The organism is Actinomyces sp. oral taxon 849 str. F0330 (assembly GCF_000239715.1).
GTDB classification, from domain to species: domain Bacteria; phylum Actinomycetota; class Actinomycetes; order Actinomycetales; family Actinomycetaceae; genus Actinomyces; species Actinomyces johnsonii.
Genome location: NZ_JH470352.1, coordinates 262801 through 279883, shown reverse-complemented (window position 1 = coordinate 279883; position 17083 = coordinate 262801). Strand labels below are relative to the sequence as shown.

Below are 17083 nucleotides of genomic sequence, written 5' to 3'. Positions count from 1 at the left end.
AGTTACTGTCTTGGTAGGCCCCCAGCAGACCACTGGGTTGATAGGCCGGAAGTGGAAGACCGGTAACGGTTCGGAGCTGACCGGTACTAATAGGCCAACACAAACAACAACCCCCACCACCACAACCACCGCGCAAGCGGCACAGTAAGAGAGTGAGGGGGGGCAGGAACAAACGCGAGCGTCCACTATACGGTCCACAACCAACCCAACCAACACGCAACGCGACGCGTATACGACACGACGCGCGCGTGGGACGGCAGCCACACAACCGAATCAGTATCGAGTGATTCTCGCACTGCCCATACAATCGTCTCGGTGGTCACAGCGACAGGGAAACGCCCGGCACCCATCCCGAACCCGGAAGCTAAGCCTGACAGCGCCGATGGTACTGCACCCGCCAGGGTGCGGGAGAGTAGGACACCACCGAGCACACACCACACAGTCGGCCCGGAACCGCCAACCAGCGGTCCCGGGCCAACTGCCTTTGAGCACCAGCCCCAGGCCCCCCACGAAAAACCCACGCGGCCACCCACCCCCACCCACCCCCCTCTCCTCCCCACCCACCACACAAACCACCAACACCAAAACACACCAACACCGTGCCGGGTCCATGGATGATCTGACACGAGGGCGTCGAACAGTGCACCATTGTCTTCGTGACTGACACTGACTTCCCTCCCACCTCCCCGCACGGCCATGAGCCGAGCCTCGACGCCGATCGGCTCATGCAGCAGTCGGACGTCGTCCTGCACCTGGGGCGTCTCATGCTCGCCGCGGGGGCCGGCTCCTACCGCATCAAGTCCTCAATGGCGAGAGCAGCCGCCGCGGTCGGTCTTGACCGGCACGAGGCCACGGTGACGATGACCGAGATCGTCACCTCCTCGTACGTCGGTAGTCGGTTCCGCACCGAGGCCAGTGAAGTTCGTCGTGTCGGTGTCAATGTCGACCGTTTGGAGGCTCTGCGCAGGATCGTTCACGATCTGCGCCCGCATGAGACTGTTGAGCATCTTGAGGCCAAGCTGACGCAGGTCGAGAAGATGCACGCTCGTTACAACGCCTTCACCAACGCGGCCGCCTCCGGGGTAGCCTGCGCAGGATTCTGCTTTCTCAACAAGGGCGGCTGGGTCGAGTGCCTCACGGTCCTCGTGGCCGCGTTTCTGGGGCAGTTCATCCGCCGTCAGATGCTTGAGCGCCACTATCAGCACTTCTTCACCTGGCTCGTGTGTGGGGTCGCCGCCTCCGGCACCTATATGGGCATCGTGACCGCGCTTGATGCATCCGGCGTGGTCACCGGCAACCATCAGGGCGGCATCATCTCAGCGATTCTGTTCCTCATTCCAGGTTTTCCCATGGTGACGGCAATGCTGGATCTGTTCCGGCAGGACTTCTCCTCGGCGTTATCGCGCAGCGCCTATGTGCTCATGGTGATGGCGGCTGCGGGCGTGGCCGTATGGACCGTCACCTTCATCTTCCGCTGGGATGTGGCGGCAGCCAGCGGCGCTTCGCTCGACGGGCCGTTGCTCTATATTCTGCGGTGCTTCTGCTCCTTCATCGCAGCCTACGGCTTTGCCATGCTGTTCAACGCCGGTTCCAAGGCCAGCATCCTGGCGGCTGTGGTCGGTGCACTGGCCAATACCGGGCGCCTCCTTCTCATCGACGTTTTCCATGTGCCGTGGCAGCTCGCCGTGGGGCTGGCCGCAGTCACGATCGGACTGCTGGCTCAACTCTTCGTATCTCGTGCCTCCCTTTCCCGGGTGGCGCTCTCCGTCCCCGCTGTCGTCATCATGATCCCCGGTGTGCCGTTCTACCGCGCCATCTCCGCGCTCAATACACTGTCGGTCGACAAAGGGGTCGACGTGGGAGAAGCGGCGACGAACTTGTCCGAGGTCTTCTTCGTCATCACGGCGATTGGTGTCGGGCTCGCCCTGGCGCGCATCATCACCGACCACAACTGGCGCCACGATGTCGCCACCTCCGAACGCATCACGCTTCCTCGAGACACCGCGAAGGCGACCGGGGAGCAGAAGAAGGACTAACGGGGCCGCGTACCCGGGCAAACGATGGTGCCCGCCACTGAATGACAGCGGCGGGCACCATTGCGTGCGGGCACAGGCGCGGGTCAGGTGAAGAGGCTAGAGCCCGCCGAGGATTTGAGCGATGAAGATCTTGACGATCATTGCGACGGGATAGACCATCGCGTAGCCCAATGCCACCCGAGGGTCGGCGCCGGTGCGCTCGTTGGCGAATGCCAGGATCGCCGGCTGGGTCTGGACGCCGCCGATGAGGCCCGACAGACGAGTTCCCCCCATCCTGACAACCCATCGCATGGATGCGTAGATCCCCAGTCCCACGATGGTGGTGACGACGAAACCGGTGACGAAGATCCTCCACCAGTCGCCGCCGGTGAATGCGTGTGCGATCTCTCCACCCGCTTTGGTGCCTGCTTGTGCAAGGAAGACCAGGAGTCCGAACTCCGAGAGCACCGCCGTTGCTGTGAACGGCATGGCGGTCACGAACTTTCCGATGCGGCCGATACGACCGAAAATGAGCCCGACGAGAAGCGTGCCAGCGGCTGACCCGATAGAGAAGGTGGCGCCGGTGGGAGTGAGGAACTTCCACTCGCCGATGAAGATTCCCAGGGCCATGCCCAGCCCCAGGGCGACCGGGTTGATGGATGACAAGCCGCGCGATGAGTCGCCGAAATAGGTCGAGATCTCCTTCATGCGACCGGTCGGGCCGACTACGCGAACCCGGTCACCCTGCTGAAGCACCAGATTCGGGGTCCCCACCATGTCGACGTCGCCACGGCGCACACGTGAGATCGTCGCCCCGAAACGGTTGTCGATGTCGAGCTCACCGATGGTGCGGCCGGCCAGCTTCGGATCCGAGACCGTGATGCGGCGGAAGTCGAGGTACTTGCGGTCCTCGATGAGGGAGTGTGACGAACCGTGGCCCACTGCTTTGATCGCCTGGTTGACGGCCTCTTGCGTACCGACGACGGTGATGAGGTCGTCCTTGAACAGGCGGTCGTCATTGGTCGGTCGGGTGATGGGCCCCTCCTCTCCGCGACGCAGACGGGAGAATCTCAGCTGTCCCGAGATGGTCTCGACAATGTTGCCCAGAATCGGACCGTCCTCGCGCTCCACCCGAATGGTGCGGTTGATGAGCGGGGAGGGCGTGTCCTTGTCACTGCGGCGGTAGCGCAGCGCCAACAGGCAGAAGAACAGCATGCCGATGACGCCGTAGAGGTAGGTGACGGCATAGGCCACGGTGGCGTCTCCCGGTCCGGCCTTGTCCCCGGCCATGGCCGCGGCGTTCCCGGCCGCCGCCAGAGCTGGTGTGTTGGTGACAGCGCCGGCGAACGCGCCCGCGATCATCGCCGCCTTGAGGCCGAGAAGCCGCCCCACGCCCACGGCTGCGAGCGCCGCGACCCCAAGGACGCCCAGGAGGATGGCCAACGGACCACCGGCGGTACGAATGATGTGGAAGAAGTTCGGCCCGGACTGGATGCCGATGGCGAAGGTGAAGATCGCCAATCCGAGGGTTCCCAGCTCCCTGGGGACCTCGATGGGAGTTGAGGAGGACGCTCCCCAGGCCGCTAGCCCGATGCCGCAGAATAGGACCGCCGCCGCCCCGAGGCTCACACCCTTGATCTTGACGTGTCCCAGCAGCATCCCGGTGCCGACCAGGAGGAACAAGACGAGGACTACGTTCTCGGACAAGTGGTGCAGGATATTGGCGTGCGCCACCTTCCAGCCCAGGAGAGCCGTGCTGGCGGCCAGGAGGACCGTCGCCGGGATGCGTATGCTTCTGCGCCTGGCGCGCCAGAGCAGCAGCCCGGCACCAACCATGAGGAGCACGATGACAACCGGGTTGTCTAACAGATAGTGCAGGACAGTGGTGACCACGTCGCTGTGCCGCCTTCCGTCTCGCCGCTGAAAGTGACGCGGCGGATGTTTGTCATGAGTAACAGGGTTATTGTGTCATCTCTGACGGGGCTCATGGTGTACCAAGGTCCGGGACTCGTCGGCCGGAAAGAATCCCGACAGAAGCAGTGAGGGACGGGGCTCTCCTTGGGCGACCCGCGTCCGTGATTCCACGATGCGAGACAACAGGTGTCTCGATATGACTCTCTGTGAACACTGATCTAACGTTCATTATCCGGCAGGTCGCCGGACGGTAAGCACGGAGAAGGAGAGCGAGCGATGATCCGCGACGACGCTCCCGCACGTCAGGGCCAACAGGTCATGACAGGCGCCCAGGCTCTGGTGCGCGCATTGGAAGAGCTTGGTGTCACTGACATCTTCGGGATGCCGGGCGGTGCCATTCTGCCCTTCTATGACCCACTGCTCGCCTCGACGAGGATCCGGCACGTTCTGGTGCGCCACGAGCAGGGCGCCGGCCACGCCGCCGAGGGCTACGCCATGGTCACCGGCCGTCCCGGAGTCTGCGTGGCGACATCCGGCCCCGGTGCAACCAACCTCATCACGGCCATCGCTGACGCGCACATGGACTCAGTGCCGATACTGGCCATCACCGGCCAGGTCGGAAGTCGTGGAATTGGGACGGATGCCTTCCAAGAGGCCGACATCGTCGGCGCCACGATGCCCTTCGTCAAGCATTCCTTCCTCATTACCCGTCCCGAGGACATCGTTCCGCGTGTGGCTGAGGCATTCCACATCGCCTCAACTGGACGCCCTGGACCCGTCCTCATCGATATCTCCAAGGACGCCCAGGAGGGGGCCACTGAATTCGTGTGGCCCCCGACCCGGGACCTGCCCGGCTATCGTCTGCCCGGCAAGCCCAACCAGCGGCGTCTGGCTCAGGCCGCCGAGGTGATCGCCGCTGCCGACCGCCCCGTCCTCTACCTCGGCGGTGGCCTGAACCGTGCGCAGGTGCCCTCCAACGACCTGACGGAGCTCATCGAGCTCATTGGAGCGCCATTCGTCACCACGCTCACCGCGCTGGACGTCATGCCCAGTGAGCACCCGCTCAACCTGCGGATGCCCGGAATGCACGGTACCGTCGCCGCCGTCGGAGCCCTTCAGCGGGCAGACGTCATCGTCTGCCTGGGGGCCCGTTTCGACGACCGGGTCACCGGTAGACCGGACACCTTCGCCACGAGGGCCTCGGTCATCCACGTCGATATCGACCCGGCTGAGATCTCCAAGATCCGTACCGCCGACGTCCCGATTGTCGGTGATCTGACCGACGTCGTCCCCGCTCTGAGCACCGAGTTCCGCGACCACGTCTCCGCCGAGGGGCGGGTGGATATCGCCCCGTGGCGGCGCGAGGTCAAGCGCATCCAGGCCACTTACCCCACGGACTGGACCGACACCGACGATGGACTGCTTCAGCCTCAGGAGGTCATCACCCACCTGAACCGGGCCGCCGCAGAGGACACCATCTGGGTCACCGGAGTGGGGCAGCATCAGATGTGGTCGGCGCACTACCTCACCTTCCGCCGCCCCCACTCCTGGCTCACCTCCGCAGGCGCCGGGACCATGGGCTACGGCCTGCCCGCCGCCATGGGCGCCAAGGAGGCCTGTCCCGACCATCCGGTGTGGCTCATCGACGGAGACGGCTGCTTCCAGATGACCAACCAGGAGCTGGCCACCTGCACCCTCAACAACATCCCCATCAAGGTCGCTGTCATCAACAACTCCTCGTTGGGAATGGTGCGGCAGTGGCAGACCCTGTTCTACGGGCAGCGCTACTCCAACACCGACCTGCATACCGGGGCCGGAACGGCGCGGGTCCCCGACTTCGTCAAGATGGCCGAGGCCTACGGGGCCGTGGGGCTGCGATGCGAGCGCCTAGAGGACCTGGACGACGTCATCGCCCAGGCCAATGCCATCAACGACCGCCCCGTCGTCGTCGACTTCATCGTCTCCGCGGACGCCCAGGTGTGGCCCATGGTCGCCGCTGGGGTTTCCAATGACGAGATCCAGCACGCCCGTGGCATGAGCCCGGTGTGGGAAGAGGAGTGAACGCCGTGAGCGAGAAGCACACGCTGTCCGTCCTGGTGGAGAACAAGCCCGGTGTCCTGACCCGGGTGTCAGCGCTGTTCACGCGTCGGGGCTTCAACATCCATTCCTTGGCTGTCGGTCCCACCGAGCACGAGGACATCTCGCGCATCACGGTGATCGCCGATGCCGAGGGGCTGGCTATGGAACAGGTCACCAAACAGCTCAACAAACTGGTCAACGTCCTTAAGATCGTCGAGCTGGATCCCGACACCTCCGTCGAGCGCGAGCTCTACCTCATCAAGGTGCACGCGGATGACGCCAACCGCACTGCGGTGCTCCAGGTCGTCGACCTGTTCCGCGCCCATGTCGTCGACGTCGCCCCCACGTCGGTGGTTATCGAGACCATCGGCTCAGAATCCAAGGTCAAGGCTCTGCTGACGGCTCTCCAGCCGTACGGCGTCAAAGAGATTGTCCAGTCCGGTGCCGTGGCGATCACGCGCGGCCCACGATCCATCACCGATCAACTCAAGGAGAAGTGAGAAGCAATCATGGCAGCTGAGAAGTTCTACGACGACGACGCCGACCTGTCCGTCATCCAGTCCAAGAAGGTCGCCGTCATCGGCTACGGTTCCCAGGGGCACGCTCACGCTCTGAACCTGCGCGACTCCGGTGTGGAGGTCGTCGTCGGCCTGCGCGAGGGCTCCTCCTCCGCGGCCAAGGCTGAGGAGGCGGGCCTTCCCGTCAAGCCGATCGCCGAGGCGGTCGCCTGGGCCGACGTCATCACCGTCCTGGCCCCTGACCAGGTGCAGGCCGCCCTCTACCGCGAGGAGATTGAGCCGAATATCAAGGCCGGCTCCGCCCTGCTGTTCTCCCACGGCTTCAACATCCACTTCGACTACATCAAGCCGGCCGCGGACATTGACGTCGTCATGGTGGCCCCCAAAGGCCCCGGCCACACCGTGCGCCGTGAGTTCGAGGCCGGCCGGGGTGTGCCCGTGCTCGTCTGCGTGGAGCAGGACGCCACTGGCACCGCCTGGGATCTCGTGCTGTCCTACGCCAAGGCCATTGGCGGCACGCGCGCCGGCGCCATCAAGACCACCTTCCGCGAGGAGACCGAGACCGACCTCTTCGGTGAGCAGACCGTCCTGTGCGGTGGCGTCTCCAAGCTCATCCAGTACGGCTTCGAGACCCTGGTCGAGGCCGGCTACCAGCCCGAGATGGCCTACTTCGAGGTCTGCCACGAGATGAAGCTCATCGTCGACCTCATCAATGAGGGCGGCATCTCCAAGCAGCGCTGGTCCTGCTCCGACACCGCCGAGTACGGAGACTACGTCTCCGGTCCGCGCGTCATCACCCCCGACGTCAAGGAGCACATGAAGGGGGTCCTGGCCGACATCCAGGACGGGACCTTCGCCAAGCGCTTCATGGACGACCAGGCCGCTGGTGCCCCGGAGTTCAAGAAGCTCCGCGCCGAGGGCGAGGCGCACCCCATCGAGACCACCGGCCGCGAGGTGCGTTCCATGTTCGCCTGGCGCGCCGACGTCGATAAGGACTACACGGAGGGCTCCGTGGCCCGCTGAGGACCTCGGAGACCGCCTACGGCGGTGCCCCCGACGGCTCAGGTCGTCCGGGGGCACCGCCGCATTGTCGCAGCTGTCGCGGTGGAGATTCAGGTGAGCTGTCGGCGCCGGGTGTGGACGCCGAGGGCCACGAGGACCATGCCCAGACCCATGATGCCGACGAGCAGTGCGGCACCGCGTCCCGGCCCGCTGCCGACAACCGTTCCGACACTGGCGGACAGCGCCTGCCCCGGCTCCAGCAGGGGCTGAAGGACCCGGTCGACCAGTACCCCCGAGCAGAGGTAGGCCACCAGGTAGCCCATCTGGGTCACCAGACTGATGGTTCCCCAGGTCCGCGCCTGCTGGGCGTTGTCGACCCGGGTGCGCACCAGAACCTCCGCTCCAGCTTGGGACAGGGGCAGGCTTGCGAAGGTGAGGAAGCCGCAGGCGGCCACCCACCAGGCGCCCGGCCCCAGGGGCACCAGGATCATCGCGATGCCGGTCGCGGCCAGGCCCGCGGTCAGCAGCGTCGTCGGCTGCGCGCTCTTCCAGGCGGTGACCAGTGTCGCTCCCACGAGCATGCCGATGGCGGCGACGGTCTCGATGACGCCCATCTCGGACGTGCTTACGGTGGGTAGGAGGATCGGCTTGATGAGGACCTGGATGACCCCGATCGCGAGGGTAGCCAGGGTCATGAGGATGACAAGGAGCCGCAGCCCAGGTGAGGAGGTGATAGCCCGCCACCCTGCCAGGAAGCCGTGGTCGTCACCGGGCTGGGTCGCTGCGCGCTGCGGCGCATCTGCAGCCAGGGCGCGGCGCACTGTCATTGTGCAGACCACGGTGACCAGACAGGTACTGGCGTCAAGCAGGACGAGCCCCCTCACTCCGACGACGGGCATGAGGAACCCCGCCGCGGCAGGGGCCAGGAGGTACTTGGCCGCAGAGGCGAGTTGGAGGAGGCCGGAGGCGCGCACGTAGTCCTCCTCGGTCACCAGGTCGGTGACGCTGGCCCGCAGCGCGGGCTCGGTGAGCGCGGCCAGGCAGGAGGAGAGGATGGCTCCCGTACAGACCCAGGCCAGGGAGGGGCGGGGCGAGGACAGGGCCGCGAGGATGATGCCCAGCCCGAGCACTGAACCGGCATCTCCAATGATCATCATCAGGCGGCGGTCGTAGCGGTCGGCAAGGACCCCGGCCAAGGGGGCCAGGAGGACGATGGGGGCGAAGGCACTCATCTGGATGGCTGACACCGAGGAGGCCGTTCCATAGGCGCGCAGCATGACGACGGCAAGTCCGAAGGCGCTCAGCCCCGTTCCCAGCGAGTTGATGAACGAGCCCAGAACGAGCAGGCCGACACGTTTCATGAGTCGACCTCCACGAGGGCGGACAGACTCCCAGGGCGGGCTCCCAGGAGTGTCTCACTCGCCCAGATGAGGCTCTCGCGGCGGCGGGCGAGCTCATCCGGGCTGGGCTCCATGATCTCGTGGTCCAGGAGGATTCCGGAAGCGCTCAGAAGCAGTTCGACGGCGTCGTGGGGCCTGTCCGTGGTGAAGATTCCCTCGTTCACCCCCTGTGCGACAACGTCGGCGAGGACCGGCGTCAGGTGCTCGATCATCGCCGTGATGGACAGCAAATGGAACTCGGCGTTGCCGGGGGCGTGGAACTGCTCGACGAGCTCGGTCTGAGCGGCCTCGACCCGCATTGCCGCCATGATCGTCACGAGCTTGTCCACCGCCGGAGCCGACGAATCGGCGACCTCGCGGGCACGCTGCTCTACCTGGCCGACGATGCGCAGGACAAGAGCCCTGAGGATCTGCTCCTTACTGGGGAAGTGGTAGTAAAGCGTTCCCTTGGCGATGCCCACGACCTTCAGGATGTCCTCCATGGTGGTGGGCTGAAAGCCCTTGGTGGTGAAAAGGGCGTGCGCGGCGTCGAGAATCTCCTCACGACGCTGCGCGGCAGGACGGTGGGTGCGCGTCATGTCTCCTCCGTTCCTTAGAGCGTGCAATCGAGCATAAGACTAACCGACCGTCGGTCGAAATGCGAATACGACACGCTCCCATTATGTGGACTTCCTGTCTCGCATCGTGACCGTGTCCTAAGGTGACCTCATGACGCAGACCATTAAGCTGGCAGTAATTCCGGGCGACGGCATTGGCAAGGAGGTCGTCCCCGAGGGGCTCAAGGTTCTCGACCGAGCACTGGAGGGGACCGGAATCACGGTCCTGCCGGCCACTTTCGATCTGGGAGCGGAGCGATGGCACCGGACCGGGCAGACCCTCACCGATGAGGACCTTGAGGCCATCACGGGGCACGACGCCATCCTGCTGGGCGCCGTCGGCGACCCGTCCGTCCCCTCCGGTGTTCTCGAGCGCGGACTGCTCCTGCGCCTGCGCTTCGCTCTGGACCACTACGTCAACCTGCGTCCCTCGGTCTACTACCCGGGGGTGCCAACGCCGCTGGCCGATCCCGGCGATATCGACTTCGTTGTGGTGCGTGAGGGGACCGAGGGTCTCTACTGCGGGAACGGGGGAGTCGTACGGCAGGGCACGGCGCACGAGATCGCCACCGAGGTCAGTGTCAACACGGCCTACGGGGTCGAGCGCCTGGTCCGCTACGCCTTCGCCAAGGCTCAGGCCAGGGCAGCCAAGCACCTCACGCTCGTCCACAAGCACAATGTGCTCGTCCACGCCGGTGGCCTGTGGCGCCGTATCGTCGAGGCTGTCGGTGCCGAGTACCCCGAGGTCGTCGTCGACTACTGCCACGTGGACGCCGCCACCATCTACATGGTGACCGACCCCGGTCGTTTCGACGTCATCGTCACCGACAACCTCTTCGGCGACATCCTCACCGACGAGGCCGGCGCCATCACCGGCGGAATCGGTCTGTCGGCCTCGGGCAACATCAACCCCGAGAGGGCCTTCCCCTCCATGTTCGAGCCCGTGCACGGCTCGGCCCCCGACATCGCCGGGCAGGGCAAGGCCGACCCGACCGCCACGATCAGCGCCGTCGCCCTCATGCTCGACCACCTGGGGTTGGTCGAGGTGGCCGCGCGGGTCGAGGCCGGCGTCAAGGCCGACATGGCCGCGCGTGGTGATGGCGCCGACCGTACGACCAGTCAGATCGGTGACGCCATCGCCTCCGCCGTGGCCCAGGTGGCCCAGGGGTGAACGCATCGCCGCATTGAGGCGCTCAGGCCGTCTTCGTCGCCGAAAAGCGTCACCGGATGGCCCGATGAGGACTCGCGAGTTGCCGGAAGTGGTAAATCTGGCCGGAATCTAGCCGATGGCCCGCCTGTGAGCCGGGATGTGAGAACGTTGTGTCCGAGTTGTGGCCTCGGCGGTAGGGTGGACGCATGCCTGAGACAGATGCCGCCTCAACCGACTCCGCATCCACCACATCCACCGCCTTGGCGCGCGCCGCCGAGGTTCCCGTGCCCGAGGCCGATGCGATCGCCGGTCGCTTCCCCCTGACCGCCAACCCGTCGCCCGTAGCCGAGGACGAGCGTCAGGCGGTCCTGGCGGGGCTCCACTTCGGCGACCGCTTCACCGATCACATGGCCCACGCCCGCTGGAGGCAGGGTGAGGGCTGGGGCGACTACGGCGTCATCCCCTACGGCAACCTCAGTCTGTCCCCGGCCACCGCCGTGCTCCACTACGGACAGGAGATCTTCGAGGGGATCAAGGCCTACCGGCACGATGACGGCTCGGTGTGGACCTTCCGCCCCCGCTACAACGCGGCCAGGCTCAACGCCTCCGCTCGGCGCCTGGCCCTGCCCGAGCTGGCTGAGGAGGACTTCGTGGCCTCCCTGGTGGACTTGGTGCGGGCCGACGTCGCCTGGGTGCCCTCGGGCGAGGGCGAGTCCCTCTACCTGCGTCCTTTCGCCTTCGCCTCCGAGGCGTTCCTCGGCGTACGCCCCTCCAAGGTGGTTGACTACTACGTCATCGCCTCCCCCTCGGGCTCCTACTTCACCCATGGGCTCGAACCCATCTCCATCTGGGTGACTACCGAGTACCACCGCGCCGGGCGCGGAGGAACGGGCGCGGCGAAGACGGGAGGCAATTACGCCTCCTCCCTGCTCCCACAGCAGGAGGCCTATGCCCAGGGCTGCGACCAAGTCTGCTTCCTCGACGACGTCTCCCAGAAGAACCTCGAGGAGCTCGGCGGCATGAACATCATGGTCGTCGACGCCGACGGTACCGTGCGAACTCCGCGCCTGACCGGGACCATTCTCGAGGGATCCACCCGCAGTGCCATCATCCGCATGCTGCAAGACTCCGGCCGGAGAGTCGTCGAGGACACTATCAGCCTGGAGGGGCTGCTGGCGGACATCGAATCAGGTCGGGTCAGGGAGGTCTTCGCCTGCGGCACCGCTGCTGTCGTCGTACCCCTGGGGCATCTCAAGGGGAAGGGCTTCGACGCTCGAATCGAGGGCAATGAGGTCACCCGGCAGGTTCACGACCGACTCACCTCCATCCAGTCCGGCCGCGCTGAGGATCCCTACGGATGGATGTATCAGCTTGTACCACCCCGTTCATAGAATAACCGGATATCATTCTTCCGTTCATTCATGATGGGTATCCGGACGTGAATGGGGGATGCGGTCTCATTCCTTAAAAATATGTGGTGCGATATGCGCCCATGGCGCAGATCCCCCTGTCTGACACCAAAAATCACCTCGGCAAACGAGAACGGTTCCGGTAGTGCTCGATAGCGCTGTCAGCGACGTCGAGATCGACTCTTCCGACGCCGAATCGACGTCGAGGATTTCCAGACAACATCCCGATCGAGGTTGGAGAATCGCCCTTTTCAGGAATCGCCACGCGTACTCCCGAACAACCGGTATCCGCCGGTCAGGGAAAGACCAACGCCGTCTACTCCTTCCTCAAGGCCGCAACCCGGACGGCCGCCATGGATGAGTCCTTCACCATCGACCAGATGCAGTCCCTGGCCCTGAGGGGGCGTCGCCTGAAGGGCACCGGCATCGAGTTCATGACCGCACCGACCGCAGGCGCGGGACGCTCTGCGGATAGCCGGAGGCGGCACCCCATGAATGGTATCCGCGTCCTGAAAAAGAACCTCTAAGAAGAATATGATGAGGGTGCGTGGTATTCGAACTGATGAGACTGTGGCGGATCGGCTATGGAGGCTCAGCGTATTTCAGCCATATATCATTATTGCATCGGTTCTGTGACGTCTTCGATGCTGGCTTGCGACCAGATAATACTCATGGTGGTTTGTCCTGTGCGCCATCATATGGGTGGCCCTCGAACGCCCGACCAGGAAGTAACTCGATGAAACGTGTGATCACTTACGGCACTTATGACCTGCTCCACTACGGTCATATTGCACTGCTGAAGCGCGCACGAGCGCTGGGTGACTTTCTAGTGGTGGCGCTCTCCAGTGATGAGTTCAACGCTGGAAAAGGGAAACGAGCCTACTTCTCATACGAGGAGCGAAAGGCGATGCTCGAGGCCATTCGATACGTGGACCTCGTGGTTCCAGAGCTGACCTGGGGGCAGAAGATCGAGGACATTTTCAAATACGATATTGATGTTTTCGTCATGGGTGACGACTGGAGCGGAGAGTTCGACGAACAGCTCAAGGGGCTGTGTGAGATCGTCTATTTTCCTCGTACCCCTGAAGTATCGACGAATCGGATCAAGAACGATATGCGTCTGCGCTGAGCAGAGACATCTTGATGTGGGAAAGTGCAGAGCCCGAAACGGCAATACGAGCCGATGCAGAGCGAAATCTACACGAGAATGAAGACAGTTATGGGTGCCGAGGACGCTGTCCTCAGAAGCATCGACCGCACTGTTTGAGGGTCTCCAGGCTGAGGTAACGGCGGCCTTCACTTCGGTCCGCTCGTCGGTCTGTTCGGTCGGGACGGTGCCGACCAGACGGATGTTGGAGTGGTGGTCGGGGAAGTACGAGCCGGTCCGCAGCTTGAGGACAGCCACGTCGATCGTGCCTCACCGGGTGCCGGGGCCTGGTGGCGGCGGCCGTTGCCGACCCCTGCGCTCGGAGCGGGCCTGCCCGTACTCGGCGCCGCACACGTTCCCTGCCGGCAGCGGGCTACGATGGCGCCGGTCATCCATCCATAGCTTCAGCCCGCACGCAGGCAGCAGATTCGTGCACGCGAGCTGGGCCTTGAGGACTGGGGTGAGGCGAAGACCAGTAACCCTCTGGGAGCTGCTACAACCTTGTGCTCACCCGTGTGGAGGCCGACTGCATCGCCAGAATCGGTGACGGCCTCCGTGGCGACCCTGCCTCGTCGAGTCCCTCGCCGTAGCCGAGTACGCCTGCGCCGAGGTCGTCGGCAAGCGCTCCCACTACCTGCACCTGAGAGGCCCGGATCTGCTGGTGCTGTGCTTCGCCGACTGGGGACACCGCTATACGGCCTCCGTCTCCGGGTTTACGCTGGTGGCCCGTACAGATCTGGCGTGCGACGTCAGTTTTCCCGAGAAGACCCTCGGGGAGGGCGTCGGTTTCCTTAACGAGTGCGTAGGTGCTGGGGTCCGTATTTATTCGGCCTCCCGGTTCGGGTATGTCCAGCGCCGCGGAGCGACTTTCGGACACACCTGGGATATCTCCACCATGGAGCTGCTTATGACGTCCACCATTGGTCATTGGGGACCGCCCCACGAAATGGAGATGCCCACCTCATGAACACCCGCAGCACCGAGACCATGCACGTCATCATCATCGGTTCCGCAGGTGGTCAAGACACGCTCGACTCTCTTCAGCGGGACCTTCCCGAAACCGGGATCGCTCCCATCGGCTGCCCCGATCCGACAGTCGTGGCCCAGGCCCTCAGACCGCTGCCCGCCGGAAGCCGGATCCTGTTCCTGAAGGCCGGTGACAGGGTTGAGCCGGGCTACCTCACCTCTTTGGCCCAGCGCGGATCGAGCGACGCCGTCGGGCCCCTCTTGACGCCGTCAGCGGTGATCCGCCCCGACGGCACCCGGGATGACCGTCTTCAGTGGCGTTTCAACCACGGCAGTCGCATTGTGGACTTGACCGCCGAGCCTTACATCTTTCCCGATACCATCAGCGGTGTCGTGCTCACCGTTCCCCGGCGAGGTCTGCCGGACTGGGGCAGTACGGGCCCTCTTCGCAATGTCGACGACGCCGATGGTTCCGGCGGTGATAACGAGAATGCTGGCCTGAGCGGGCTCATCGCCCATATTGCGGCCAACGGCAACCGCCTCGGCCTCCACGACGGCCCTGCTGTCATCCGCCATGCCTCGCCTCCCCCCGGTGCCTGGGGCGAGGCCGACCATTACCGCCACCTGCTGGGCACGATCCTCCCGACATGGCTTCAGGCCGACGACCCTCTCCCCGCTTGGGTCCACCAGCTCGTCATCCATCGCCTCATCCAGGTCGCCGAGGCCGACCGGGGGCTGCGCTACCCCTCAGCCGGGCTTACGGCCGCTGAGCGCACCGAGGTGGCCCGGCTTCTGCGTGCCGTCGCCCAACGCGTTCCCGCCGCCCAGATCGAGGCGTACTGCTCCACGCCACTGGCCGTGGGGCGCCGTACCGCGTTGGCGGCCATGGCCGGGGGCCCCATGCCTGCTCCGGTCCTTCCTCCGAGCCGCAGATTCCGCAGCGACCAGAAGGCCACCTACTTCTACACCGGTGCCAAGCCGACGGAGCAGTGGAGGGTTAACAGCGCCTGGGTCAGTCCCACCAGCGCCAAGACGGTCGACCACCGATACTTCGACGAGGTGGTGCTCCACGAGCGCATCGTCTGGCTGCCCAAGGGAAAGATCTCCGCCGTCATCAATGGTCAGGAACTTCCCGTCGCCCCCTACCAGGGCGACCTCAAGCCCCCCGAGACTGTGCCCGGTCAGCGCAGGCGCAACTCATCATCGCCCGGACTGCGCCGGCGTCTGGCCAGGATGTTCAGCCGCGGCACCACGGAGGACCGGGGACGGCAGACCGCTGCGTCATCGGCCTCGACGGCGCCCTCGCCACCGTCGTCCTCAGCGTCTTCCTCGGTCTCGTCCGCGGCACCCTCCCCGTACACGGCCTCGTCCCCGACCGACTGGCCCCGAACCTGGCTATACATGGACCGCCACGACAGCGCCGGTGACAACGCCGAGCCGCTGTACCGCCATGCCCGTACCCACGCCCCCAGCGTCCGTCACATCTTCGTCATCGAACGCACCTGCCCGGACTGGGACCGGCTCGCGCAGGACGGCTTCGTCCTCATCGACCCCACCGGTCCGGGCTTCGACGCCGCCTGGACCGGCGCCGAGACCATCCTCCTGTCAGATATCGGCGACCCCCTCATCGAACACCGGCTCACCACCGGCTCGGGCACGGGCTCCGATCAGCGCGTCGTCTTCCTCCAGCACGGCATGACCATGCGCGACATGTGGCGCTGGTTCAACAGTATCCGCCTGGACGTCGTCGTATGCGCCACCACACCCGAGCAGACGGGTCTTACCGCGGACCACACCTCCTACACGCTCACCGACCGAGAGGTCTGGCGCACTGGATTTCCCCGCCATGACCACCTTTACAGCCTGCTGGGACAGAAGCGGGACCGCATCCTGCTGGCCCCCACCTGGGACCCGGAGGTCGCACATGCTCTGGAGACCGATCCTGGCGCCGTCGGGCTTCTCAACGATCTCTACCGGCCCTGGCTTGAGCTGGCCGCAGGTCTGACTCGTACAGGACACCGTGCCGTCCTCTTCGCCCACCCCAAGCTCGCGCTGAGCGCTCCTGAATGGTTCAAGGCCCTGGGCATCCCGGCGGTCACTGGACGAGGACTTCCTGACCAGCTCGCCCGCTCGTGGGCAGTTGTCTCCGACCGGTCCTCCGTCCTCGACGAGGGCATGGTCACCGGCTGCGTCGGTATCGTCTGGGACCCCCGCGGCCGACCGGACACGGACCACTACCGAGCCCGTCACGAAGCCATCGGCGCCATCGGCGTTGACACCTCCGCGCAGGTGTACCAGGCGGTGGACGATGTCGTATCCGGACAGGTCCTCGCCCCCGAGGACCTCATCCTGCTCGACGCCGGAGCCTGTGCTCGTCTCACCAAGCAGCTCCGTCGCAACACGATTTGATACGCGCTCGCCCCCGTCCACCACGGGAAACGAGCTCCGCACCCGCTCGACTTCCGGTTCTGGGACGGAACCGTCCGAATCCATTCCTTCCGCCGGCCGGATCGTCGATGCGCCCGGTGCCGTCTGCCGCCATGACAAGCGGGCCTCCGGTGATTCCGCGGTTCGGGCCGCTTAGTCAGGGGTGGGGCGCTACGTCGCCTGGATCCTCCGCAGCCCGTGGAAGCACCTCGGTGTCAGGGGGCGGGCCAGCATCCCGCTACGGACGGACCTACTGGAGGTCGCCATGGTGCGCGACGGCGAGGTCGTGGAGCTCTGCACCGGCGAGTTCGCCGGTGCGCAGGCCGAGCCTGCGCGCTGTGCCGCGAACGATATCGGCCGGCTCCCCACTGGAATCACGGCGGGCAACGCTACTCCGGAGGCGACGCTCCCCGGGTTCCCCTGTTGCCGAGACGGCCACGGTCGACACGGGAGGGCTGAG

At 65.1% G+C, this 17083-nt stretch carries 13 protein-coding genes and 2 rRNA genes; 11 read left to right on the top strand and 4 right to left on the bottom strand.

What is annotated here, in order from left to right; all coding sequences use genetic code 11:
• The 3 genes from HMPREF0975_RS16175 to HMPREF0975_RS08635 form a co-directional block, all read left to right on the top strand.
• Window positions 1-111, top strand: a 23S ribosomal RNA gene (locus HMPREF0975_RS16175); the annotation flags it as partial.
• A gap of 200 nt (window positions 112-311) precedes the next feature.
• Window positions 312-429: ribosomal RNA gene (gene rrf, locus HMPREF0975_RS08640) — 5S ribosomal RNA — on the top strand.
• Window positions 430-656: 227 nt separating this feature from the next.
• Complete coding sequence (locus HMPREF0975_RS08635; RefSeq protein WP_009233761.1) at window positions 657-2036, top strand: threonine/serine ThrE exporter family protein; 1380 nt, start codon at window positions 657-659, stop codon at window positions 2034-2036.
• A gap of 96 nt (window positions 2037-2132) precedes the next feature.
• On the opposite strand, the gene HMPREF0975_RS08630 is transcribed toward HMPREF0975_RS08635, so the two are convergent.
• A complete protein-coding gene (locus HMPREF0975_RS08630; RefSeq protein WP_232212493.1) occupies window positions 2133-3851 on the bottom strand; it encodes an aspartate:alanine exchanger family transporter in 1719 nt (572 codons plus the stop codon).
• 354 nt (window positions 3852-4205) lie between these two features.
• Between HMPREF0975_RS08630 and HMPREF0975_RS08625 the strand changes: the two genes are divergently transcribed.
• The 3 genes from HMPREF0975_RS08625 to ilvC are packed head-to-tail and all read left to right on the top strand — an operon-like array spanning window position 4206 to window position 7549.
• The gene (locus HMPREF0975_RS08625) at window positions 4206-5990 is read left to right on the top strand and encodes an acetolactate synthase large subunit (RefSeq protein WP_009233759.1); all 1785 of its coding nucleotides are present in this window, start codon (window positions 4206-4208) and stop codon (window positions 5988-5990) included.
• Window positions 5991-5995: 5 nt separating this feature from the next.
• Window positions 5996-6508 carry an acetolactate synthase small subunit gene (ilvN, locus tag HMPREF0975_RS08620; RefSeq protein WP_003784785.1) on the top strand — a complete coding sequence of 171 codons (513 nt, stop codon included), beginning with the start codon at window positions 5996-5998 and terminating at the stop codon, window positions 6506-6508.
• A 9-nt stretch (window positions 6509-6517) separates the two neighbouring features.
• On the top strand, window positions 6518-7549 hold the full coding sequence (gene ilvC, locus HMPREF0975_RS08615; RefSeq protein ID WP_009233758.1) for a ketol-acid reductoisomerase: 1032 nt from the start codon (window positions 6518-6520) through the stop codon (window positions 7547-7549).
• A gap of 89 nt (window positions 7550-7638) precedes the next feature.
• Here ilvC and HMPREF0975_RS08610 read toward each other — a convergent pair whose 3' ends face one another.
• Entirely contained in the window at window positions 7639-8889 is a 1251-nt protein-coding gene (locus tag HMPREF0975_RS08610) for an MFS transporter (RefSeq protein WP_009233757.1), read from the bottom strand.
• Window positions 8886-9506 (bottom strand): TetR/AcrR family transcriptional regulator, encoded by a 621-nt coding sequence (locus HMPREF0975_RS08605; RefSeq protein ID WP_009233756.1) that lies wholly within the window; start codon window positions 9504-9506, stop codon window positions 8886-8888. The genes HMPREF0975_RS08610 and HMPREF0975_RS08605 overlap by 4 nt, the downstream gene beginning before the upstream one ends.
• Window positions 9507-9636: 130 nt before the next feature.
• Between HMPREF0975_RS08605 and HMPREF0975_RS08600 the strand changes: the two genes are divergently transcribed.
• The 5 genes from HMPREF0975_RS08600 (at window position 9637) to HMPREF0975_RS08580 (ending at window position 16605) form a co-directional block, all read left to right on the top strand.
• On the top strand, window positions 9637-10695 hold the full coding sequence (locus tag HMPREF0975_RS08600) for a 3-isopropylmalate dehydrogenase (RefSeq protein WP_009233755.1): 1059 nt from the start codon (window positions 9637-9639) through the stop codon (window positions 10693-10695).
• 185 nt (window positions 10696-10880) lie between these two features.
• Window positions 10881-12065, top strand: coding sequence for a branched-chain amino acid aminotransferase (locus HMPREF0975_RS08595; RefSeq protein ID WP_009233754.1), 1185 nt, complete (start codon window positions 10881-10883; stop codon window positions 12063-12065).
• Window positions 12066-12436: 371 nt separating this feature from the next.
• Window positions 12437-12610: a hypothetical protein gene (locus HMPREF0975_RS15580; RefSeq protein ID WP_009233753.1), complete on the top strand. Its 174-nt coding sequence runs from the start codon at window positions 12437-12439 to the stop codon at window positions 12608-12610.
• A 209-nt stretch (window positions 12611-12819) separates the two neighbouring features.
• Window positions 12820-13212: a glycerol-3-phosphate cytidylyltransferase gene (gene tagD / locus HMPREF0975_RS08590; RefSeq protein WP_009233752.1), complete on the top strand. Its 393-nt coding sequence runs from the start codon at window positions 12820-12822 to the stop codon at window positions 13210-13212.
• A gap of 981 nt (window positions 13213-14193) precedes the next feature.
• The gene (locus tag HMPREF0975_RS08580; RefSeq protein ID WP_009233750.1) at window positions 14194-16605 is read left to right on the top strand and encodes a hypothetical protein; all 2412 of its coding nucleotides are present in this window, start codon (window positions 14194-14196) and stop codon (window positions 16603-16605) included.
• 268 nt (window positions 16606-16873) lie between these two features.
• Here the strand turns inward: HMPREF0975_RS08580 and HMPREF0975_RS16660 are convergent.
• Window positions 16874-17083 (bottom strand): hypothetical protein (locus HMPREF0975_RS16660; RefSeq protein ID WP_232212490.1); only part of this gene is annotated, 210 nt, incomplete at its 5' end.